The following is a 21,469-nucleotide window of genomic DNA, read 5'->3' on the forward strand; positions in this document are numbered from 1 at the left end:
GGGCCGCGGCCGTCCAGTCTTCCGCGCGTTCGAATCCCTGTTCCGAGGGAGCTTTCGCGCGGGGGCTGGACGGCTTTTTGTTATCCTTGTCAGACTTTCTTCTTCTACCAAGCATTGCATGAACTATCCTCATCCGCTGATCGCCCGTGAAGGCTGGCCATTCCTGGCCGGCGCCTTTGTCATCTCGCTGCTGGTGCAGGTCAGCGCCGGCTTCTGGTGGGCCTTGCCGCTGTGGATCATTACGCTGTTCGTGCTGCAGTTCTTCCGCGATCCGCCGCGGCCGATCCCGGCCCAGCCGAACGCCGTGCTGGCCCCCGCCGACGGCCGCATCGTGGTTGTCGAGAAGACCCAGGATCCCTACGCCGGGCGCGAGGCGCTGAAGATCAGCGTGTTCATGAATGTGTTCAACGTGCATTCGAACCGTGTGTCGGTGGACGGCCAGGTAGAGAAGGTCGAGTACTTTGCCGGCAAGTTCGTCAATGCCGATCTCGACAAGGCTTCGCTGGAAAACGAGCGCAATGCGGTGGTGATCCGCCGCGCGGGCGACGGCAAGGTGGTGACGCTGGTACAGGTGGCCGGCCTGGTGGCGCGCCGCATCCTCTGCTATACCCGGGTTGGAGAAACGCTGTCGCGCGGCCAGCGCTATGGCTTTATCCGCTTCGGCTCGCGCGTGGACGTGTACCTGCCCGTGGATGCGCGCCCGCGCGTGACCATCGGCGAGAAGGTGTCGGCCTCTTCGACCGTCCTGGCCGAGCTGGACTGATCGGGCCTCGGCCGCAACAGACCGGAGCCACTGGAGAACAGGCATGGGTGCATTCAACCGGCGCAACAAGCGCGCCAGCAACGGCAACGTGACGCATCTGCGTCCGTTCCGCCACAACCAGCTGCGCGGAAACGAACAGGACGGCTACGACGACGCCGCCGGCGAAGACCACGACATCGAGTACGTGCGCCCGCGCCGGCGCGGCATCTACCTGTTGCCGAACGCGTTTACCACCGCGGCGCTGTTCGCCGGCTTCTTTGCCATCGTGCAGGCCATGAACATGCGCTTCGACACGGCGGCCATCGCCATCTTCGCCGCCATGGTGCTCGACGGCATGGATGGCCGCGTGGCGCGCATCACCAATACGCAGAGCGCATTCGGCGAGCAGTACGATTCGCTGTCCGACATGACCTCCTTCGGCGTGGCGCCGGCGCTGGTGATGTACGAGTGGATCCTGCACGACCTGGGCAAATGGGGCTGGATCGCGGCCTTCGTCTACTGCACCTGCGCGGCGCTGCGCCTGGCGCGCTTCAATGCGAATATCGGCGTGGTCGACAAACGCTTCTTCCAGGGGCTGCCCAGCCCGGCGGCGGCGGCGCTGGTGGCCGGCTTCGTGTGGCTGGTGATCGACAACAAGCTGCCCGTCAAGGAGCTGTGGATGCCGTGGGTGGCGTTCGGCATCACGCTGTACGCCGGCCTGTCGATGGTGTCGAACGCGCCGTTCTACAGCGGCAAGGCCCTCGATGTCCGCTACCGCGTGCCGTTCGGCATGATGGTGCTGGTGCTGGTGTTGTTCGTGGTGGTCTCGACCGATCCGCCGGTGGCGCTGTTCGGGCTGTTCGTGGCGTATGCCATTTCGGGTTATGTGCTGTGGGGCTGGCGTGGGCTGCACGGCCACCCGGCCGGCGAGCGCAAGCTGCGCGACGGCGGGAACGAACGTTCCTGACCCGGTTGGTCGAAAGGGCGCTGCGGCGCCTTTTCTTTTTCTTACTCTTCTGTTCTCGCGCTTTTTCCGCCACTCTTTTATCTTGGCTCTCTGACCCCCGGGGTTGCTGTTCTCGTTCTCCGGTTGCTGTTCCCTCGTTGTTCTCTTTTCACGATCACAGGAGGTTCTCATGGGCATGCTCGACTTCATCAAGGAAGCAGGGGAGAAACTGTTCGGCGGCGCAGCAGCCAAGGCGGCAACGCCGGATGCCGCGCCGGCGGCCGACGCCGACGCGGCCAACCGCGCCGCCGGCGATGCCATCGAGGCCTACATCAAGCAGATGGGCCTGGACGCCACCGGACTGATGGTGCAGGTCGATGGCTCGCAGGGGCTGGTGACGGTGTTCGGCGTGGCGCCGGACCAGGCCACGCGAGAGAAGATCATCCTGTGCTGCGGCAATGTGCAGGGCGTGGACAAGGTCGACGACAAGATGTCGGTCAATGTCGAGGCGGCCGAGTCGCAATGGCACACCGTGGTCAAGGGCGACACGCTGTGGGCCATCGCACAGGCGGCCTACGGCAACGGCGCACAGTACAACGCCATCTTCGAGGCCAACCGCCCGATGCTGTCGCATCCGGACAAGATCTATCCGGGCCAGAAGCTGCGCATCCCGCCCAAGGCCTGAGCCGGGTCGCCGGGGCAGGGCGCTTTCCTGCCCCGGCAGGCGACGCGTGATCGCGTCGATCGGGATTGTTGCTACCGTATTGCGCGCGCCCGGCTTCTCGGCTATAGTCGCTCACATGATTTCGCGCCAAGCCCTACTCGCCCGCACCATTCTAGGTGGCCTACTAGGCCATCAGGTCGGGACGCGTTCGCGCTGAGGGAAGCCAACACCCTCGCGCAAAGTCACACAGGATTCACAAACGCCCCGGCCTGCATCACTGCACGCCGGGGCGTTTTGCATTCAGCGCCAGCGTGCCGGGAGCGCGAGCCAGGTCCGCAAGACGCAAAGCACAACAGATAAAGCCCAGGAGCCCCACCCATGTCCGACAAACTCATTATTTTCGACACCACCTTGCGCGATGGCGAGCAGTCGCCCGGCGCCTCCATGACCCGCGATGAAAAGATCCGCATCGCGCGGCAGCTGGAGCGCCTGAAGGTCGACGTGATCGAAGCCGGCTTCGCGGCAAGCTCCAACGGCGATTTCGAGGCCATCCGCTCGATCGCGCAGGTGGTCAAGGATTCCACCATCTGCTCGCTGGCGCGCGCCAATGACAAGGACATCGCGCGTGCCGCCGAAGCGCTCAAGCCCGCCAACTCCTTCCGTATCCATACCTTCATCGCCACCTCGGCGCTGCATATGGAAAAGAAGCTGCGCATGACGCCCGACCAGGTCTATGAGCAGGCCCGCCTCGCCGTGCGCTTCGCGCGCCAGTTCACCGACGACATCGAGTTCTCGCCCGAAGACGGCAGCCGCTCGGACATGGATTTCCTGTGCCGCGTGCTCGAAGGCGTGATTGCCGAAGGCGCGACCACCATCAACCTGCCCGACACGGTGGGCTATGCGGTGCCGGAAGGCTACGCCGCGCTGATCCGCTCGGTGCGCGAGCGCATTCCCAATTCCGACAAGGCCGTGTGGTCCGTGCATTGCCACAATGACCTCGGCATGGCGGTGGCCAATTCGCTGGCGGCGGTCAAGCTCGGCGGCGCGCGCCAGGTCGAGTGCACCATCAACGGCCTCGGCGAGCGTGCCGGCAACACCAGCCTGGAAGAGGTGGTGATGGCGGTCAAGACCCGCCGCGACTACTTCGACTTGGATGTCGGCGTCGATACCACCCAGATCGTGCCGGCCTCCAAGCTGGTATCGCAGATCACCGGCTTCGTGGTGCAGCCGAACAAGGCCGTGGTCGGCGCCAACGCCTTCGCCCATGCCTCCGGCATCCACCAGGACGGCRTGCTCAAGGCGCGCGACACCTACGAAATCATGCGGGCCGAAGACGTGGGCTGGACCGCCAACAAGATCGTGCTGGGCAAGCTGTCCGGTCGCAACGCGTTCAAGCAGCGCCTGCACGAACTTGGCATCGAGCTCGAAAGCGAGAGCGAGGTCAACGCCGCTTTCACGCGCTTCAAGGAGCTGGCGGACCAGAAGGCCGAGATCTTCGATGAAGACATCATGGCCATCGTTTCCGACGAGGCACACGACGTCAACGACCACTTCCGCTTCATCTCGCTGTCGCAGCATTCGGAAACCGGCGAGCGCCCGCATGCGCGCGTGGTCTTCAATATGGATGGCCAGGAGGTGGTCGGCGAAGCCGAGGGCAACGGCCCGGTCGATGCCACGCTGCATGCCATCGAGAGCAAGGTCAACAGCGGGGCGGAGCAGGTGCTGTATTCGGTCAACGCCATCACCACCGGCACGCAGGCCCAGGGCGAAGTCACGGTGCGGCTGTCCAAGGCCGGGCGCATCGTCAACGGCGTGGGCACCGACCCCGACATCGTGGCTGCTTCGGCCAAGGCCTACCTGGCCGCGCTGAACAAGCTGCACGACAAGGCCGTGCAGAAGATCAACCCGCAGATCTGATCCCGATCGGAGCGGAAGCCCCGCGGCCTACCCGGCCGCCGGGCTTGGACTGGCCCGCCGCGTTCCCACGAGGACGCCGGCGGGCGTTTTGCGTTCTCCCCGCGTGCAAGGCGCGGGGTTGCGACGGACCCGTGCGCCGCCTCAGCGGCGACGGCCGGGTCCGTCGGCCAGCGGGTCGGGTGTGATCTGCGTCTGGCGCAGTACACCGCCGTCGTCAAAATAGAAATTGAACATCGACGGCCAGTTGTCTTCGTGGCGGAAGCGATAGGACCACACTTCGCGCTTCATCAGCGGGAAGTATTGCGTGGGTTCGCGCGGCTTGCCGAAATGCTGCTCCACGTCGAGCTTGGTCCAGACGTCGACCTTGGCCTTGTAGAGTTCGCTGGTCTGCAGCATCTGCCGGAACGAGGTCAGGCGTGCGTTGCTGTCGAAGTCCGCCGCGTACGACTGGCGCCCGAACGGTTGCCTGGAATAGATCCAGCGTTCGGTGCCGTCCGCGAGGCGGTAGGTATCGGTCGGCAGGCCAAACATTGCGCGCACGTCGGCTTGCGGCGCACCCACCAGTTTCTGTCCCGCCTGCACCGGTTGCAGCGTGGCGCAGGCGGATAGCAGGATGGCCGCCGCAGCGAGCGCGATGCAGCAGGCGGCGCGGTGCAAGGCTGTGTTCATGGCGGTCTTCCCCGGGATTGCGTGGTTGCGCTGCTGCGTTGCTGCGTTGCTGCGCTGATAAGGATTAAGAGTGTATCCGCGCCGGAAAGTTGTGTGCGGTTCACGTGACACACGCACCTCCCGGCCCCAATCTGCGCGATAGTGTCTTCTTCTCGGCCTAATATCGCCCTGGTATGACACTGTGGCGGGGTTTGCCTCGGCCGGAGCCGTGGCTTACCATGCATCGCTTTTGGCGGGAGATCTCTCGATGTTGGTTAAACGATGGCTGGCCGGCTGCCTGCTGGCGCTGGTCGCCGCGGGCGCGGGCGCCCAGGAGCCGATCCGGCTGGGCATGATCGAGGGGCTGTCCGGGCCTTTTGCCAATGCAGGCGACGCGGTGGTGCGCAACCTGCGGATCGCCATCGACCGCGTCAACGCACGCGGCGGCGTCAAGACCGCCCAGGGCGCGCGCCCGTTCGAGCTGGTCACCTTCGACAGCAAGGGCAATGTCGACGAGAGCCTGATCCAGTTCCGCGGCCTGGTGGATCGCCGCATTCCCTTCGTCCTGCAGGGCAACAGTTCGTCGGTGGCAGGCGCGCTGGTCGGCGCGGTCAACCGGCACAACGCGCGTCAGACGGATGCGCGCGTGCTGTTTCTGAACTATTCGGCGGTCGACCCAGCGCTCACCAACGAAGGCTGCAGTTTCTGGCACTTCCGCTTCGACGCCAGCGCTGACATGCGCATGCAGGCCCTGACCGAAGTCATCCGCGCCGACACGAGTGTGCGCCGCGTCTACCTGATCGACCAGGACTACAGTTTCGGGCACCAGGTGTCGCGTTCCGCGCGCGAGATGCTCGCCTCCAAGCGCCCGGAACTGCGCATCGTGGGCGACGAGTTCCATCCGATCGGCAAGATCAAGGATTTCGCCCCGTATATCGCCAAGATCAAGGCCAGCGGGGCGGATGCCGTGGTCACCGGCAACTGGGGCAACGACCTGACGCTGATGGTCAAGGCGGCGCGCGAAGGGGGCCTGAGCGCCAAGTTCTACACCTTCTACGGCAATGGCCTGGGCGCGCCCKCGGCAATGGGCGACGCCGGGGTAGGGCGGGTGCTGGCGGTGGCGGAATGGCACCCGAATGTCGGCGGAGCCGCCTCGGACGCCTTCTACCAGGCCTTCCGCTCGCGCTATCCGGAGCCACGGGACGACTACGTGCACCTGCGCATGCAGATGATGGTGGAAATGCTGGCCCGCGCGATCGAGCAGGCCGGTTCGACCGATGCCGTCAAGGTGGCGCGCGCGCTGGAGGGCATGCGCTATGTCAACGACTTCCACGACGCCACCATCCGCGCCGACGACCACCAGGTCCTGCAGCCGCTCTATGTGTCCGTGATGGAGAAGCAGGGAGGGGATGTGCGCTTCGACAACGAGGGCTCGGGCTACGGCTTCCGCACGGTGCGCAAGCTCAAGGCCGCGCAGACCACGTTGCCCACGACTTGCCGGATGGAGCGGTTCTGAGGGATTTCCTGGCAAGCGCCGCCGGATTTCCGTTATAATCGCCGGCTGTCACAGCCAACCGGTCGCGGATGGATCACCCAACGGGGTGCCGATGCTCCGGCCTGGCCAGGACAAAATTGCCTGAAAGACGCAAAGGGCACGACGCAGGCGGCGTATTCCGCGCTGTAGCGTTCGCAAGTGAAAAGGAAATCATCATGGCAGTAGCCGAAACCAGCAGCAAGACCGACATCATCAAGCAGTTCGCACGTGCAACCAACGACACCGGCAGCCCCGAAGTCCAGGTCGCCCTGCTGACCAACCGCATCAACGAACTGACCCCCCACTTCAAGGCCAACATGAAGGATCACCACAGCCGCCGCGGCCTGCTGCGCATGGTGAGCCGTCGTCGTCGCCTGCTGGACTACCTCAAGGCCAACGATGCCGACCGTTATCGTTCGCTGATCGAGAAGCTGGGCCTGCGTAAGTAAGCACCCAGGATCGTCCGGATGGCAGCACGAATGGATGCAATGCACGCCTTCGCGTGAAGCCATGAATGCCTGCGTCAGCCCCGCTGATGCAGGCATTTTGTTTTTGCGGGCCGATGTCCGCAACGCTGCAAGTGATGTTCGTTTCACCCGGCATCGCCAGGCGGCCATGCCTGGCGCCCGTTGCGCCAAGACGTGCAACGGAGTAAGTTACTTCGTTCTTTAGCTTTTTTTCATACCGGAGTCGGGCAAGGAAGCGGGGCTTTGTGTCATTCCAGCGTGGTATCCGGCGGGTACCCCGCTGGAATGGCATAGCACTTCCCTGTGACCGCGACCGACGCGCATCCGGCGGTTCGCCCGCGGCTGCTAACGCGGGCATTGCACAATGCGTGCAAGCACGAACAAAGGAACGCTCATGACCATGTTCAACAAGATCGTCAAGGAATTCCAGTGGGGTCAGCACACGGTGCGCCTGGAAACCGGTGAAATCGCCCGCCAGGCTGGCGGCGCCGTGATCGTCGACGTGGAAGACACCGTGGTGCTCGCCACCGTGGTGGCGGCCAAGTCGCCCAAGGCCGGCCAGGACTTCTTCCCGCTGACCGTCGACTACATCGAGAAGACCTACGCCGCCGGCAAGATCCCCGGCGGTTTCTTCAAGCGTGAAGGCCGTCCGTCGGAAAACGAAACGCTGACCTCGCGCCTGATCGACCGTCCGCTGCGCCCGCTGTTCCCGGAAGGTTTCTACAACGACGTGCAGGTGGTGATCCACGTGCTGTCGCTGAACCCGGAAGTGCCGGCCGACATCCCCGCGCTGATCGGCGCCTCGGCCGCGCTGGCCGTGTCGGGCATCCCCTTCAGCGGCCCCGTGGGCGCCGCCCGCGTCGGCTACAAGGATGGGCAGTACCTGCTCAACCCGACCCGCTCGCAGATCGCCGCCTCGCAGCTCGACCTGATCGTGGCCGGTACCGAGCGCGCCGTGCTGATGGTGGAATCGGAAGCCCACCAGTTGTCGGAAGAAGTGATGCTGGGCGCCGTGGTCTATGGCCACGAGCAGATGCAGACCGCCATCAACGCCATCCATGACCTGGTGCGCGACGGCGGCAAGCCCGAGTGGGACTGGGCACCGGCGCCGAAGAACGAAGCGCTGATCGCCAAGGTCGGCGAGATCGCGCAGTCGCTGCTGCAGGACGCCTACCAGCTGCGCCAGAAGTCGGCGCGCAGCCAGAAGCTCAAGGAAGTCTACGCCGCCGTGACGGCCAAGCTGGCCGAAGCCGGCGTGGAAGCCGACAAGGTCGAAGTGGGCAACGTGCTGTTCGACATCGAAGCCAAGATCGTGCGCAGCCAGGTGCTGTCGGGCGAGCCGCGCATCGACGGCCGCGACACCCGCACGGTACGCCCGATCGAGATCCGTTCGTCGGTGCTGCCGCGCGCGCACGGCTCGGCCATCTTCACCCGCGGCGAGACGCAGGCGCTGGTGGTGGCCACGCTGGGCACCAAGGGCGACGAGCAGATCATCGACGCACTGGCCGGCGAATACCGCGACCGCTTCATGCTCCACTACAACATGCCTCCGTTCGCCACCGGCGAAACCGGCCGCGTGGGYAGCCCGAAGCGTCGTGAAATCGGCCACGGCCGCCTGGCCAAGCGCGCGCTGATCCCGGTGCTGCCGAAGGACGACGAATTCGCCTACACCATCCGCCTGGTCTCCGAAATCACCGAATCCAACGGCTCGTCGTCGATGGCATCGGTGTGCGGCGGCTGCCTGGCACTGATGGACGCCGGCGTTCCGGTCAAGGCGCACGTGGCCGGCGTGGCCATGGGCCTGATCCTGGAAGGCAACAAGTTCGCCGTGCTGACCGACATCCTGGGCGACGAGGACCACCTCGGCGACATGGACTTCAAGGTGGCGGGCACCGACGCCGGCATCACCGCGCTGCAGATGGACATCAAGGTCCAGGGCATCACCAAGGAAATCATGCAGGTCGCGCTGGCGCAAGCCAAGGAAGGCCGCCTGCATATCCTGGGCAAGATGCAGGACGCCATGGGCCACGCGCGCACCGAGCTGTCGGAGCATGCACCGCGCATGATCACCATGAAGATCCATCCGGACAAGATCCGCGAAGTGATCGGCAAGGGCGGCTCGACCATCCAGGCGCTGACCAAGGAAACCGGCACCACCATCGACATCCAGGAAGACGGCACCATCACCATCGCCTCGACCTCGACCGAAGGCATGGCCGAAGCCAAGCGCCGCATCGAAGGCATCACCGCGGAAGCCGAAGTGGGCAAGATCTACGCCGGCACCGTGCTCAAGCTGCTGGACTTCGGCGCGATCGTCAACATCCTGCCGGGCAAGGACGGTCTGCTGCATATCTCCGAGATCGTCAACGAGCGCGTCAAGGACATCAAGGACTGGCTCAAGGAAGGCCAGCATGTTCGCGTCAAGCTGATCCAGGCTGACGAGAAGGGCCGCCTGCGCCTGTCCCTGAAGGCCGCGCTGGCCGAAGAGGGCGGCAGCATCAGCCCGATCGTCAACACCAGCGAGGCACCGGCCGCGCCGGCCGCACCGGCCGCACCGTCGGCGGACCAGCAGCAGTAAGCGGTCCGGGCAGTACCCGTAGCAGAAAAAACGGCTGGCGATGTCCAGCCGTTTTTTTGTTTACACTGCCGCCAGTCTCGCCTGCTGCAACGGCCAGCCCCGGCCTTCGCGGCGGACCCCAAACATCGATCCCCAGCCATGCGCGCGAAGCCGCGGCATGCGCAACGCAAGGAGCAGCAATGCAAGCCATCGAAATCCGTGAGTACGGCGCCCCCGAAGTCCTGCAACTGACGCAGCGTCCCGATCCCGAGGCCAGGCCCGGCGAGATCCTGATCCGCGTGGCCGCCGCGGGCGTCAACCGCCCCGACGTGTTCCAGCGCACCGGCAACTATCCCGTGCCGCCCGGCGCGTCCGACCTGCCGGGACTGGAGGTGGCGGGCGTGGTGGCCGGCGGCGATCTCTCGCACCCCGACAACCGCTTCGGCCTGAAGCTGGGTGACCGCGTCTGCGCCCTGGTGCAGGGCGGCGGCTATGCCGAGCTGTGCGCCGCGCCGGTGGCGCAATGCCTGCCGGTGCCGGCAGGCCTGTCGGACATCGAGGCGGCGGCATTGCCCGAGACCTTCTTTACCGTGTGGAGCAATGTGTTCGACCGGGGCTATCTGGGGCGCGGCCCGCTGGGCAAGGACGAGACGCTGCTGATCCAGGGTGGCTCGAGCGGCATCGGTACCACCGCCATCCAGATCGCCAAGGCGCTTGGCCACAAGGTCTTCGTGACCGCCGGCAGCGCCGACAAGTGCCGCGCCTGCGAGGCGCTGGGCGCGGACCGCGCCATCAACTACAAGACCGAGGACTTCGTCGCCGAGGTCAAGGCGCTGACCGGCGGCCGCGGCGCCGACGTCATCCTCGACATGGTGGCCGGGCCTTACCTGGCGCGCGAGCTGTCGTGCGTGGCCGACGATGGCCGTATCGTCATCATCGCGCTGCTCGGCGGCGCCAAGGCCGAAATACCGCTGGGCGACATCCTGCGCCGCCGCATCACCGTGACCGGCTCGACGCTGCGTCCGCGTCCGGTGTCATTCAAAGGCGAGATCGCGCAGGCTTTGCACCAGCATGTCTGGCCCCTGCTGGCCGCGGGCAAGATCAAGCCGGTGATCCACCAGACCTTCCCGGCCGCGCAGGCCGCCGACGCGCATCGCCTGATGGAATCCAGCGAGCACATCGGCAAGATCGTCCTGACCTGGTAAGGAGGCGAGGCCCGCGGCCGCGCGGAGTGCTTCCCGGCGCGATTTGAGGTCGCTTCGGTGGCGTAGGGCCCTGGCCCACGCTACAATAGCGGGTTTTATCAAGAGAGGCGCTCCGTGAGACAAAAGCTCGTCATCGGCAACTGGAAGATGCACGGCAGCCTGGCCGCCAACGCGGCCCTGCTGGCAGGTATCAAGGCCGCGCCCGCAAGCGCCCGCCTGGCGGTGTGTGCGCCCTTCCCGTACCTGGCGCAGTGCCAGTCGCTGCTGGCCGGTTCGGCGGTGGCCTGGGGGGCGCAGGACGTCTCGGCCGAGACGCGCGGCGCGTTCACCGGCGAGGTGTCGGCTCCGATGCTCGCCGAGTTCGGCGCTTCCTACGCCCTGGTGGGGCATTCGGAGCGCCGCAGCTACCATGGCGAGGTCGATGCCGTGGTGGCCGCCAAGGCGTTGCGCGCGCTCGAAGCAGGCATCGTGCCGGTAGTGTGCGTGGGTGAGACCCTGGCGCAGCGCGAGGCCGGCCAGACCGAGGCGGTCGTCGGCCGCCAGCTCGATGCCGTGCTGGAGGCGCTTTCGACCGAGCAGCTCGGCCGCATCGTGCTGGCCTACGAACCGGTGTGGGCAATCGGCACGGGCAAGACCGCAAGCAGCGAGCAGGCCCAGGCCGTGCACGCTTTCCTGCGTGGCCGCGTGGCGGCGCGCGACGCCGGCGTGGCAGCCGGCATGGCCATGTTGTACGGCGGCAGCGTCAAGCCGGACAATGCGGCAGAACTGTTTTCCATGCCCGACATCGACGGGGGCCTGATCGGAGGGGCCTCGCTGAAGTCGGACGATTTCCTCGCGATCGGCAACGCCTGAATGCCGGCCGCTCACATGGTCTGATCAGGCAAGCGAATCGAACCAAATGGCAATTTTCAAAACTTTGTTGGTAGTGGCGCAGGTACTGTCCGCGCTTGGCGTGATCGGCCTGGTGCTGCTGCAGCATGGCAAGGGCGCCGATGTCGGCGCGGCGTTCGGGTCGGGCGCCTCTGGCAGCCTGTTCGGCGCCAGCGGCTCGGCCAACTTCCTGTCGCGCACCACGGCCGTGCTGGCGTCGCTGTTCTTCATCTGCACGCTGAGCTTGACGCTGATGGGCAACTATCGTCCCGCTGCTTCGCTGGGCGTGATGGGCGCAGCGCCGCAATCCGCGCCGGCTCCTGCCGCCGCTTCGGCTCCCGCTACGCCCGCAGTGGCGGCCTCGGGCGCAGCTGCGCCTGCGGTACCGAAATAATCAAGCAGCCTTGCGACTTATTCTTGAAGATTTTTGTAGTTGTGCATTGAACAAAACAAGATTTTTGGGTTAGAATGCAAGGCTTGAAACGATCCCCCAGCGACGGGGCTCCAGCCAGGATAAAGTTATCCCAGCCAGAGTTCCGAAGGGTGTAAAAACCCTGGCGCGAGGCAATATTGTTTCTCCCCCAGCCGACGTGGTGAAATTGGTAGACACGCTATCTTGAGGGGGTAGTGGCGAAAGCTGTGCGAGTTCGAGTCTCGCCGTCGGCACCAAACAACTTGATCGGGACATGGGTCCGGGGTTCATTCCGGATTCATGTCCCGGCCAGTCCGCAAGGCGGCGTCGTAATTTCTACGGAATGGCGCTTGGGGTGGGCAACAGGACGCCGCTATGCGCTGGTGCTGTTGACAACATTCCAGATAAGGCTGGCCGTACCTTGAATCTCGAAGCCTACTTCCCCGTCCTCATCTTCATCATCTTCGGTGTCGTGCTCGGCGTGGCACTGATGTCGATTGGCCGGATCCTCGGCCCCAACAAACCTGATCCCGCGAAGCTCTCTCCGTACGAGTGCGGCTTCGAAGCGTTCGAGGACGCGCGCATGAAGTTCGACGTGCGCTATTACCTCATCGCTATTCTTTTTATCCTGTTCGATCTCGAAACCGCCTTCCTGTTCCCGTGGGGTGTAGCCCTGCGCGACATCGGCTGGCCGGGTTTCTTCTCCATGGGCGTGTTTCTGCTGGAATTCATCGTGGGCTTCGTCTACATCTGGAAAAAAGGCGCGCTCGATTGGGAGTGATGTGAAATGGCAATCGAAGGCGTTCTCAATGAAGGCTTTGTCACGACTACCGCTGACAAGCTGATCAACTGGACCCGCACCGGGTCGCTGTGGCCGATGACGTTTGGCCTGGCCTGCTGTGCTGTGGAAATGATGCATGCCGGCGCGGCACGCTACGACCTGGACCGCTTCGGCGTGGTCTTCCGTCCGTCGCCGCGCCAGTCCGACGTGATGATCGTCGCCGGCACGCTGTGCAACAAGATGGCCCCCGCGCTGCGCAAGGTCTATGACCAGATGGCGGAGCCGCGCTGGGTGATCTCGATGGGGTCGTGCGCGAATGGCGGCGGCTACTATCACTACTCGTATTCTGTTGTGCGTGGCTGCGATCGCATCGTGCCGGTGGATATCTACGTGCCGGGTTGCCCGCCGACGGCCGAAGCGCTGATCTACGGCGTCATCCAGCTGCAGAACAAGATCCGTCGCACCAATACCATCGCGCGCAAGGGCTGACATGGCGAACCTCGATACCCTGAAGGCCGCGCTCGAAAAAACATTGGGCAAGCGTATCCAGAAACTGGTGGAAGCGGTAGGGGAGCTAACCCTTATCGTCAAGGCCGACGACTCCCTGGAAACCGCGCTGATGCTGCGCGACGATCCCTCGCTGCGTTTCGAGCAGCTGCTCGACGTGGCCGGCGTCGACTACTCCGCGTACGGCGACGGTGCCTGGGACGGCCCCCGTTTCGCCGCGGTGACGCACCTGCTGTCGATCACCCATAACTGGCGCCTGCGCGTGCGCGTGTTCGCGCCCGACGACGACGTGCCCGTGGTGCCGTCGCTGAACGACGTCTGGAACTCGGCCAACTGGTTCGAGCGCGAAGCGTTCGACTTCTACGGCATCGTATTCGAAGGCCATAACGACCTGCGCCGCCTGCTGACCGACTACGGCTTCGTCGGCCATCCGTTCCGCAAGGATTTCCCGGTCTCGGGTTACGTCGAAATGCGCTACGACCCCGAGCAGAAGCGGGTGATCTATCAACCCGTGACCATCGAGCCGCGTGAAATCACGCCGCGCGTGATCCGGGAAGAGAACTACGGCGGCTTGCAGCACTGAGAAGCGCAATGGCAGACATCAAGAATTACACCCTGAACTTCGGCCCCCAGCACCCGGCAGCGCACGGCGTGCTGCGCCTCGTGCTCGAGCTCGACGGCGAAGTGATCCAGCGCGCCGATCCGCACATCGGCCTGCTGCATCGCGCCACCGAGAAGCTGGCGGAGCAGAAGACCTGGATCCAGAGCGTGCCGTACATGGACCGCCTCGACTACGTGTCGATGATGGTCAACGAGCATGCCTACGTGATGGCGATCGAGAAGCTGCTCGACGTCGACGTGCCCATCCGCGCGCAGTACATCCGCGTGATGTTCGACGAGATCACGCGCCTGCTGAACCACCTGATGTGGATCGGCGCGCATGCGCTCGACGTGGGCGCGATGGCCGTCTTCCTGTACGCCTTCCGCGAACGCGAAGACATGTTCGACATGTACGAGGCGGTGTCGGGCGCGCGCATGCACGCGGCCTACTACCGTCCGGGCGGCGTGTACCGCGACCTGCCGGACACGATGCCGCAATACAAGGCGTCGAAGATCCACAACGAGCGCGCCATCAAGGCCATGAACGAGGCGCGTTCGGGCTCCCTGCTCGACTTCATCGAGGACTTCACCAACCGCTTCCCGAAGTACGTCGACGAATACGAGACGCTGCTCACGGACAACCGGATCTGGAAGCAGCGCCTGGTCGGCATCGGCGTGGTGAGTCCCGAGCGTGCGCTGCAGATGGGCTTTACCGGCCCGATGCTGCGCGGCTCCGGCATCGAGTGGGACCTGCGCAAGAAGCAGCCCTACGAAGTGTATGACCGCATGGACTTCCAGGTGCCGGTCGGCATCGGCGGCGATTGCTATGCCCGCTACCTGGTGCGCATCGAAGAAATGCGCCAGTCCAACCACATCATCAAGCAGTGCATCGACTGGCTGCGCCGCAACCCCGGCCCGGTGATGAGCGACAACCACAAGGTGACGCCGCCGTCGCGCGTGGACATGAAGTCGAACATGGAAGAGCTGATCCACCATTTCAAGCTCTTCACCGAAGGCATTCACGTGCCCGAGGGCGAGACCTACGCGGCAGTGGAACACCCGAAGGGCGAGTTCGGCATCTACGCGATCTCCGACGGCGCGAACAAGCCGTACCGCCTGAAGATCCGCGCCCCGGGCTTTGCCCATCTGGCGGCCCTCGACGAAATGGCCAAGGGCCACATGATTGCGGATGCGGTGACGATCATCGGTACCCAGGACATCGTCTTCGGCGAAATCGACCGCTAACAAGAGCCGCCGGCCCCGGACGACGATCCGGGCGCCCCTGGCAGGGATACGGGCAAAGCCCGCGTCCTGCCACGGGAAACCCGCGGTGGGCCCAGCATGCCTCTGACATGCGGGCAGCAACAGCAGCGACGGCTGCAAACCTGCGAAATGCGCGCCATGTGGCGGGCATGACCGCAAATGACTCGGCGTATTACAGCAACGACCATGCTATCAGCAGAAGCTCTCAAGGAAATCGATCGCGCGATCGCCAAGTATCCGGCTGACCAGAAGCAGTCGGCCGTGATGGCGGCGCTGGCCGTGGCACAGGGCGAAGTGGGCTGGGTCTCTCCGGAAGTCATGCAGTTCGTCGCCAGCTACCTCGACATGCCGCCGGTATGGGTCGAGGAAGTCGCGACCTTCTACAACATGTACGACACCAAGCCGGTCGGCAAGTACAAGCTGACGGTCTGCACCAACCTGCCTTGCGCCCTGTCGGGCGGCGAGCGGGCCGGCGAGTACCTCAAGCGCAAGCTTGGCATCGATTACAACGAAACCAGCCCGTGCGGCACCTTCACCCTCAAGGAAGGCGAATGCATGGGCGCCTGCGGCGACGCGCCGGTGATGATCGTCAACAACACCCGCATGTGCAGCTTCATGAGCGATGCCAAGCTGGACCAGTTGGTTGACGAGCTCAAGGCCACCGACACCGCCAAGGGGGACAAGTAACATGACCTCTCTGCACGACCGCCACATCAAGCCGCTGATCCTGGCCGGCCTCGATGGCAGCAACTGGCACCTCGAAGACTACGTCAAGCGCGGCGGCTACCAGCAGCTCAAGCGCATCCTGACCGAGAAGATCACGCCCGAACAGGTGATCGCGGACGTCAAGGCCTCCGGCCTGCGCGGCCGTGGCGGCGCGGGCTTCCCCACCGGCCTGAAGTGGAGCTTCATGCCGCGCCAGTTCCCTGGCCAGAAATACCTGGTCTGCAACACTGACGAGGGCGAGCCCGGTACCTTCAAGGACCGCGACATCATCCGCTACAACCCGCATGCGCTGATCGAAGGCATGGCCATCGGCGCGTACGCGATGGGCATCTCCGTGGGCTACAACTACATCCACGGCGAGATCTGGAACGAATACAAGATCTTCGAGGAAGCACTCGAAGAGGCGCGCGCGGCCGGTTTCCTGGGCGACAACATCCTGGGTTCGGGCTTCGACTTCCAGTTGCACGCCCACCACGGCTACGGCGCCTACATCTGCGGCGAAGAAACSGCGCTGMTSGARTCGCTGGAAGGCAAGAAGGGCCAGCCGCGCTTCAAGCCGCCTTTCCCGGCCAGCTTCGGCCTGTACGGCAAGCCGACCACCATCAACAACACCGAGACGTTCGCCGCGGTGCCGTTCCTGCTGACCGTCGGTCCGGACAATTACCTGAAGATGGGCAAGCCGAACAACGGCGGCACCAAGATCTTCTCGATCTCCGGCGACATCGAGCGCCCCGGCAACTACGAGATCCCGCTGGGCACGCCGTTCGCGGCCCTGCTGGAGCTCGCCGGCGGCATGCGTGGCGGCAAGCGCATCAAGGCGGTGATCCCGGGCGGCTCGTCCGCGCCGGTGGTGCCGGGCGACATGATGATGGCGTCCGACATGGATTACGACTCGATCGCCAAGGCCGGCTCGATGCTGGGCTCGGGCGCGGTGATCGTGATGGACGAGACGCGCTGCATGGTCCGCTCGCTGCTGCGCCTGTCGTACTTTTACTTCGAAGAATCGTGCGGTCAGTGCACGCCGTGCCGCGAAGGCACCGGCTGGCTCTATCGCATGGTGAATCGTATCGAACACGGAGAAGGGCGCCAGGAAGACCTGGACCTCCTCAATAACGTCGCTGAAAACATCATGGGCCGCACCATCTGCGCGCTCGGCGATGCGGCAGCGATGCCGGTCCGCGGCATGCTCAAGCACTACTGGAAAGAGTTCGAACATCACGTCGAACACAAGCAGTGCATGGTTCCGGCCTACTCTTAAGCGTGGCAGAACATGGTTGAACTCGAGATCGACGGCAAGAAGGTTGAGGTTGCTGAAGGCAGCCTGGTGATGGAAGCCGCCCGCAAGCTGGGCACCTACATCCCGCACTTCTGCTACCACCGCAAATTGTCCATCGCGGCTAACTGCCGCATGTGCCTGGTCGAGGTTGAAAAAGCGCCCAAGGCGCTGCCGGCCTGCGCCACCCCCGTCGCCGCGGGCATGAAGGTCTTCACCAATTCGGAGAAGGCAGTCAAGGCCCAGAAGTCGGTGATGGAATTCCTGCTGATCAACCACCCGCTGGATTGCCCGATCTGCGATCAGGGCGGCGAGTGCCAGCTGCAGGATCTGGCCGTTGGCTACGGCGCATCGGAGTCRCGCTACAAGGAAGAAAAGCGCGTGGTGTTCCACAAGAACGTGGGCCCGCTCATCTCCATGGAAGAGATGACCCGTTGCATCCACTGCACCCGCTGCGTGCGCTTCGGCCAGGAAGTGGCCGGCGTGATGGAGCTGGGCATGCTGGGCCGTGGCGAGCACTCGGAAATCACGACGTTCGTCGGCCAGACGGTCGATTCCGAACTGTCGGGCAACATGATCGACCTGTGCCCGGTCGGCGCGCTGACCAGCAAGCCGTTCCGCTACTCGGCCCGTACCTGGGAACTGGCCCGCCGCAAGTCGGTGTCGCCACATGACGGCCTGGGTGCGAACCTGGTGGTGCAGACCAAGAACCAGCGCGTGATGCGCGTGCTGCCGCTGGAAAACGAAGACGTCAACGAGTGCTGGCTGTCCGACAAGGACCGCTTCTCGTACGAAGGCCTGAACAGCGCCGACCGTCTGACCAAGCCGCTGCTCAAGCAGGGCGGCGAGTGGATGGAAACCGACTGGCAGACCGCGCTGGAATACGTGGCCAACGGCCTGGCCAGCATCAAGCGCGACCATGGCGCCGACCAGATCGCCGCCCTGGCCAGCCCGCACAGCACGCTGGAAGAACTCCACCTGCTGGCCAAGCTGGTACGGGGCCTGGGCAGCGACAACGTCGACTTCCGCCAGCGCCAGACCGATTTCTCGGCCGCCCTGAAGGGCGCGCCGTGGCTGGGCCTACCGATCGCCGACGTATCCGCGCTGCAACGCGTGCTGGTGATTGGTTCGGCCCTGCGCAAGGATCACCCGTTGCTGGCTGCGCGTCTGCGCCAGGCCGGCAAGAAGGGCGCCCGCGTCGCGGTGCTCGGCGCCAACGCCGACGACCTGCTGATGCCGCTGGCCGCCCGTATCGACGTGGCACCGTCGGGCTGGGCAGCCGCCCTGGCCGGCGTGGCGCGCGCCGTGGCCGCTGCCAAGGGCGTGGCCGCTCCGGCCGGCACCGACGGCTTCGACGGTGACGACAAGGCCAGGCTGGTTGCCGACGCGCTGCTGTCGGGCGAGCGCCGCGCCGTGTTCCTCGGCAACGAGGCGGTGCGCCATCCGCAATTCGCCACGCTGCATGCGCTGGCGCAGTGGATCGCCACCGAGACCGGCGCCACGCTAGGCTTCCTGACCGAAGCCGCCAACACCGTGGGTGGTCATATCGCCGGCGCGCTGCCGCAGAACGGCGGCGCCAATGCGCAGGCCATGTTCGACACGCCGCGCCGCGCGTACGTGCTGCTCAACACGGAACCCGAGTTCGACGCGGCCAACCCGCGCCAGGCCCTGGCCGCGCTGGGCCAGGCCGGCACCGTGGTGGTGCTGTCGCCGTTCCGCTCGGAAGCCGCGCTGCAGTACGCCGACGTGATCCTGCCGGTGACGCCGTACACCGAGACCGCGGGCACCTTCGTCAATTGCGAAGGCCTGGCGCAAAGCTTCAACGGCGTGGTCCGTGCGCTGGGCGATTCGCGCCCGGCGTGGAAGGTCCTGCGCGTGCTGGGCAACCTGCTCGACGTGCCGGGCTTCGCCTACGAGACCGCCGAGAACGTGCGTGACGAAGTGCTGGCCAAGCCGGTCGCGCCGCAGCTGGGCAACGCCACCGACGCGGCCATCCGCGTGAGYGCGGCCGCCGGCGGCATCGAGCGTGTCGCCGACGTGCCGATCTACCACGCCGACCCGATCGTGCGCCGTGCCGATTCGCTGCAGCTGACCGCGGCCGCGCGCCGCGCCATGCAAGCCGGCCTGTCGGCCGACCTATTCGCCTCGCTGGGCGTGCAGGCTGGCGATCCGGTGCGTGTGACGCAGGGGCAGGGCAGCGTGGTGCTGCCGGCAGCCCTGGAAGCCGCGCTGCCCGCGAACACCGTGCGCGTGTCGGCAGGCACCGTCGCCGCGACCAGCCTGGGCGCGATGTTCGGCACCGTCACCGTTGAGAAAGCCATCGACCTGGCCACCGCCGCGAAGGGCGCGGCCGAGCCGGCGGCCACGGCATAAGAAGAGCGAGAAAGAAACATGATCGACTGGATTACCTCGCAAGGTCAGAGTCTGTTCGGCGGCGTCTGGACGCCGCTGTGGATCCTGATTCGCGCCGTGCTCATCGTGGTGCCGCTGCTGCTGTGCGTGGCCTACCTGATCCTGTGGGAGCGCAAGCTGATCGGCTGGATGCACGTGCGTATCGGCCCGAACCGGGTCGGCCCGCTGGGCCTGCTGCAGCCGATCGCCGACGTGCTCAAGCTGCTGCTCAAGGAAGTGATGATGCCCACGCAGGTCAGCCGGGGCATGTACCTGGTTGCCCCGCTGATGGTGCTGATGCCCGCGATCGCGATCTGGGCGGTGGTGCCGTTCCAGGCCGACGTGGTGATGGCGAACGTCAATGCCGGCCTGCTGTACGTGATGGCGATCAGCTCGGTSGGCGTGTACGGCGTGATCCTGGCCGGCTGGGCCTCTAACTCCAAGTATGCGTTCATCGGCGCCATGCGCGCCGCGGCGCAGATGGTGTCGTACGAAATCGCCATGGGCTTCGCCCTGGTGACGGTGCTGATGGTGTCGGGCAGCCTGAACCTGTCGGCTATCGTCAACACGCAGAACACGGGCTACTTCGCCGGCCTCGGGATCAACATCCTCTCGTGGAACTGGCTGCCGCTGCTGCCGATGTTCGGGGTGTACTTCATCTCCGGCGTGGCCGAAACCAACCGCCACCCGTTCGACGTGGTGGAAGGCGAGTCGGAAATCGTGGCCGGCCACATGATCGAATATTCGGGCATGGCGTTCGCGCTGTTCTTCCTGGCCGAGTACATCAACATGATCGTCATCTCCACGATGACCGCGCTGATGTTCCTGGGAGGCTGGGCACCGCCGTTCTCGAGCTTCATCACCAATGCGATCCCGGGCTTCTTCTGGCTGCTGATCAAGGTATTTTTGCTCCTGTCGGTCTTTATCTGGCTGCGCGCCTCGTTCCCGCGCTACCGCTACGACCAGATCATGCGCCTGGGCTGGAAGATCTTCATTCCGCTCACGGTCGGCTGGCTGATCATCGTCGCGATCTGGATCCGGTCGCCGTGGAATATCTGGCACTGAACGGCCAAAGCAGGGGCGCCTCCATGCCAGGCGGCGCCCTGTGGAATTATTAGGAAGCAATCGTCATGCTGCTCGCCATCAAGGACTTCTTCAACAGCCTGCTCCTGAAGGAACTCTTCAAGGGCATGGCTCTGACCGGGCGTTATCTCTTCGCCCGCAAGATCACGGTCCAGTTCCCCGAAGAGAAGACGCCGATCTCGCCGCGTTTCCGTGGCMTGCACGCGCTGCGCCGTTACCCCAACGGCGAAGAGCGCTGCATCGCCTGCAAACTGTGCGAGGCGGTCTGCCCGGCGATGGCCATCACCATCGAGTCGGACGCGCGCGCCGACGGCACCCGCCGCACCACGCGCTACGACATCGACCTGACCAAGTGCATTTTCTGCGGCTTCTGCGAAGAGGCCTGCCCGGTCGACGCCATCGTCGAGACGCATATCCTCGAATACCACGGCGAGAAGCGCGGCGACCTGTATTTCACCAAGGACATGCTGCTGGCCGTGGGCGACCGCTACGAACCGCAGATCGCCGCGGCCAAGGCTGCGGACGCCAAGTACCGCTAAGGCGGCGCAAGACCGGGCGCGCCGGCCGAGTCTGGCCGGCGCTGCCAATGCAATGTGAATCGGGCCCCTTGCGGGGCCAACGAAAAGGATGCCGCAAGGCCAGGCCACCAGAGGTGGCTTGTGCCGGAAGGCTCAAAGAGGATCCGACAGGGACCATGGAACTCACGACCACCATCTTCTACGTCTTTGCGCTGGTGCTGGTGCTCTCCGCACTGAAAGTCATCACCGCGAAGAACCCCGTGCACTCCGCACTGTTCCTCGTGCTGTCGTTCTTTACGGCCGCCGCGATCTGGATGCTGCTGAAGGCCGAATTCCTGGCCATCCTGCTGGTGCTGGTGTACGTG

21 protein-coding genes and 1 tRNA gene are annotated in these 21,469 nt (G+C 64.9%); 21 read left to right on the forward strand and 1 reads right to left on the reverse strand.

Translation table 11 applies throughout. The annotated features are described in order from the left end of the window. Window positions 1–118: 118 nt before the first annotated feature. The 4 genes from AC1DO7_RS25615 to AC1DO7_RS25630 all read left to right on the forward strand — a co-directional run bounded on the left by AC1DO7_RS25615 (window position 119) and on the right by AC1DO7_RS25630 (window position 4,269). Window positions 119–763 (forward strand): phosphatidylserine decarboxylase, encoded by a 645-nt coding sequence (locus AC1DO7_RS25615; RefSeq protein ID WP_441612337.1) that lies wholly within the window; start codon window positions 119–121, stop codon window positions 761–763. A gap of 43 nt (window positions 764–806) precedes the next feature. Beyond that, a complete protein-coding gene (gene pssA, locus AC1DO7_RS25620; RefSeq protein WP_441612336.1) occupies window positions 807–1,709 on the forward strand; it encodes a CDP-diacylglycerol--serine O-phosphatidyltransferase in 903 nt (300 codons plus the stop codon). Window positions 1,710–1,878: 169 nt separating this feature from the next. Next, window positions 1,879–2,373, forward strand: a complete 495-nt coding sequence (lysM, locus tag AC1DO7_RS25625) for a peptidoglycan-binding protein LysM (RefSeq protein WP_441612335.1) — start codon at window positions 1,879–1,881, stop codon at window positions 2,371–2,373. A gap of 357 nt (window positions 2,374–2,730) precedes the next feature. Then, entirely contained in the window at window positions 2,731–4,269 is a 1,539-nt protein-coding gene (locus tag AC1DO7_RS25630) for a 2-isopropylmalate synthase (protein WP_477116704.1), read from the forward strand. A 141-nt stretch (window positions 4,270–4,410) separates the two neighbouring features. Here AC1DO7_RS25630 and AC1DO7_RS25635 read toward each other — a convergent pair whose 3' ends face one another. Next, window positions 4,411–4,938, reverse strand: coding sequence for a hypothetical protein (locus AC1DO7_RS25635; RefSeq protein WP_441643164.1), 528 nt, complete (start codon window positions 4,936–4,938; stop codon window positions 4,411–4,413). A 247-nt stretch (window positions 4,939–5,185) separates the two neighbouring features. Here AC1DO7_RS25635 and AC1DO7_RS25640 point away from each other — a divergent pair, with 247 nt between their 5' ends. The 17 genes from AC1DO7_RS25640 to AC1DO7_RS25720 form a co-directional block, all read left to right on the forward strand. Then, window positions 5,186–6,433: a branched-chain amino acid ABC transporter substrate-binding protein gene (locus AC1DO7_RS25640; RefSeq protein ID WP_477116705.1), complete on the forward strand. Its 1,248-nt coding sequence runs from the start codon at window positions 5,186–5,188 to the stop codon at window positions 6,431–6,433. Between the two features lie 194 nt (window positions 6,434–6,627). Beyond that, window positions 6,628–6,900: a 30S ribosomal protein S15 gene (rpsO, locus tag AC1DO7_RS25645; RefSeq protein ID WP_441612329.1), complete on the forward strand. Its 273-nt coding sequence runs from the start codon at window positions 6,628–6,630 to the stop codon at window positions 6,898–6,900. Window positions 6,901–7,312: 412 nt separating this feature from the next. After that, entirely contained in the window at window positions 7,313–9,496 is a 2,184-nt protein-coding gene (gene pnp / locus AC1DO7_RS25650; protein ID WP_441612328.1) for a polyribonucleotide nucleotidyltransferase, read from the forward strand. Between the two features lie 179 nt (window positions 9,497–9,675). After that, window positions 9,676–10,680, forward strand: a complete 1,005-nt coding sequence (locus AC1DO7_RS25655; RefSeq protein ID WP_441612327.1) for an NAD(P)H-quinone oxidoreductase — start codon at window positions 9,676–9,678, stop codon at window positions 10,678–10,680. Between the two features lie 114 nt (window positions 10,681–10,794). Further along, window positions 10,795–11,532, forward strand: a complete 738-nt coding sequence (gene tpiA / locus AC1DO7_RS25660) for a triose-phosphate isomerase (protein ID WP_441612326.1) — start codon at window positions 10,795–10,797, stop codon at window positions 11,530–11,532. A 46-nt stretch (window positions 11,533–11,578) separates the two neighbouring features. Continuing rightward, on the forward strand, window positions 11,579–11,944 hold the full coding sequence (gene secG / locus AC1DO7_RS25665; RefSeq protein WP_441612325.1) for a preprotein translocase subunit SecG: 366 nt from the start codon (window positions 11,579–11,581) through the stop codon (window positions 11,942–11,944). Between the two features lie 190 nt (window positions 11,945–12,134). Next, window positions 12,135–12,219, forward strand: a tRNA-Leu gene (locus tag AC1DO7_RS25670). 164 nt (window positions 12,220–12,383) lie between these two features. Then, window positions 12,384–12,743 carry an NADH-quinone oxidoreductase subunit A gene (locus AC1DO7_RS25675; protein ID WP_420992699.1) on the forward strand — a complete coding sequence of 120 codons (360 nt, stop codon included), beginning with the start codon at window positions 12,384–12,386 and terminating at the stop codon, window positions 12,741–12,743. Window positions 12,744–12,749: 6 nt separating this feature from the next. Next, the gene (locus tag AC1DO7_RS25680) at window positions 12,750–13,232 is read left to right on the forward strand and encodes a NuoB/complex I 20 kDa subunit family protein (protein ID WP_020203631.1); all 483 of its coding nucleotides are present in this window, start codon (window positions 12,750–12,752) and stop codon (window positions 13,230–13,232) included. Between the two features lies 1 nt (window position 13,233). Next, window positions 13,234–13,833 carry an NADH-quinone oxidoreductase subunit C gene (locus tag AC1DO7_RS25685; RefSeq protein WP_441649929.1) on the forward strand — a complete coding sequence of 200 codons (600 nt, stop codon included), beginning with the start codon at window positions 13,234–13,236 and terminating at the stop codon, window positions 13,831–13,833. 8 nt (window positions 13,834–13,841) lie between these two features. Next, a complete protein-coding gene (locus AC1DO7_RS25690) occupies window positions 13,842–15,095 on the forward strand; it encodes an NADH-quinone oxidoreductase subunit D (RefSeq protein WP_441612323.1) in 1,254 nt (417 codons plus the stop codon). A 204-nt stretch (window positions 15,096–15,299) separates the two neighbouring features. Then, complete coding sequence (nuoE, locus tag AC1DO7_RS25695) at window positions 15,300–15,800, forward strand: NADH-quinone oxidoreductase subunit NuoE (protein ID WP_441612322.1); 501 nt, start codon at window positions 15,300–15,302, stop codon at window positions 15,798–15,800. Window position 15,801: 1 nt separating this feature from the next. After that, on the forward strand, window positions 15,802–17,097 hold the full coding sequence (gene nuoF / locus AC1DO7_RS25700; RefSeq protein WP_477116706.1) for an NADH-quinone oxidoreductase subunit NuoF: 1,296 nt from the start codon (window positions 15,802–15,804) through the stop codon (window positions 17,095–17,097). A 12-nt stretch (window positions 17,098–17,109) separates the two neighbouring features. After that, a complete protein-coding gene (nuoG, locus tag AC1DO7_RS25705; protein WP_441612320.1) occupies window positions 17,110–19,485 on the forward strand; it encodes an NADH-quinone oxidoreductase subunit NuoG in 2,376 nt (791 codons plus the stop codon). Between the two features lie 18 nt (window positions 19,486–19,503). Then, window positions 19,504–20,568 (forward strand): NADH-quinone oxidoreductase subunit NuoH, encoded by a 1,065-nt coding sequence (gene nuoH / locus AC1DO7_RS25710; RefSeq protein ID WP_441612319.1) that lies wholly within the window; start codon window positions 19,504–19,506, stop codon window positions 20,566–20,568. Between the two features lie 65 nt (window positions 20,569–20,633). Beyond that, complete coding sequence (nuoI, locus tag AC1DO7_RS25715; protein WP_477116707.1) at window positions 20,634–21,125, forward strand: NADH-quinone oxidoreductase subunit NuoI; 492 nt, start codon at window positions 20,634–20,636, stop codon at window positions 21,123–21,125. Between the two features lie 155 nt (window positions 21,126–21,280). Further along, window positions 21,281–21,469: NADH-quinone oxidoreductase subunit J (locus tag AC1DO7_RS25720; protein WP_477116708.1), on the forward strand; the 189-nt coding region annotated here is incomplete at its 3' end.

This window comes from Cupriavidus sp. 05N40 (assembly GCF_056397305.1).

What these genes read in the sequence shown, in the direction of transcription:
- nuoE (WP_441612322.1), top strand. Translation starts at nt 15,300, where the DNA reads ATGCTATCAGCAGAAGCTCTCAAGGAAATCGATCGCGCGATCGCCAAG.
- AC1DO7_RS25655 (WP_441612327.1), top strand. Translation starts at nt 9,676, where the DNA reads ATGCAAGCCATCGAAATCCGTGAGTACGGCGCCCCCGAAGTCCTGCAA.
- AC1DO7_RS25615 (WP_441612337.1), top strand. Translation starts at nt 119, where the DNA reads ATGAACTATCCTCATCCGCTGATCGCCCGTGAAGGCTGGCCATTCCTG.
- AC1DO7_RS25635 (WP_441643164.1), bottom strand. Translation starts at nt 4,938, where the DNA reads ATGAACACAGCCTTGCACCGCGCCGCCTGCTGCATCGCGCTCGCTGCG.
- secG (WP_441612325.1), top strand. Translation starts at nt 11,579, where the DNA reads ATGGCAATTTTCAAAACTTTGTTGGTAGTGGCGCAGGTACTGTCCGCG.
- lysM (WP_441612335.1), top strand. Translation starts at nt 1,879, where the DNA reads ATGGGCATGCTCGACTTCATCAAGGAAGCAGGGGAGAAACTGTTCGGC.
- pssA (WP_441612336.1), top strand. Translation starts at nt 807, where the DNA reads ATGGGTGCATTCAACCGGCGCAACAAGCGCGCCAGCAACGGCAACGTG.
- AC1DO7_RS25685 (WP_441649929.1), top strand. Translation starts at nt 13,234, where the DNA reads ATGGCGAACCTCGATACCCTGAAGGCCGCGCTCGAAAAAACATTGGGC.
- rpsO (WP_441612329.1), top strand. Translation starts at nt 6,628, where the DNA reads ATGGCAGTAGCCGAAACCAGCAGCAAGACCGACATCATCAAGCAGTTC.
- AC1DO7_RS25690 (WP_441612323.1), top strand. Translation starts at nt 13,842, where the DNA reads ATGGCAGACATCAAGAATTACACCCTGAACTTCGGCCCCCAGCACCCG.
- AC1DO7_RS25680 (WP_020203631.1), top strand. Translation starts at nt 12,750, where the DNA reads ATGGCAATCGAAGGCGTTCTCAATGAAGGCTTTGTCACGACTACCGCT.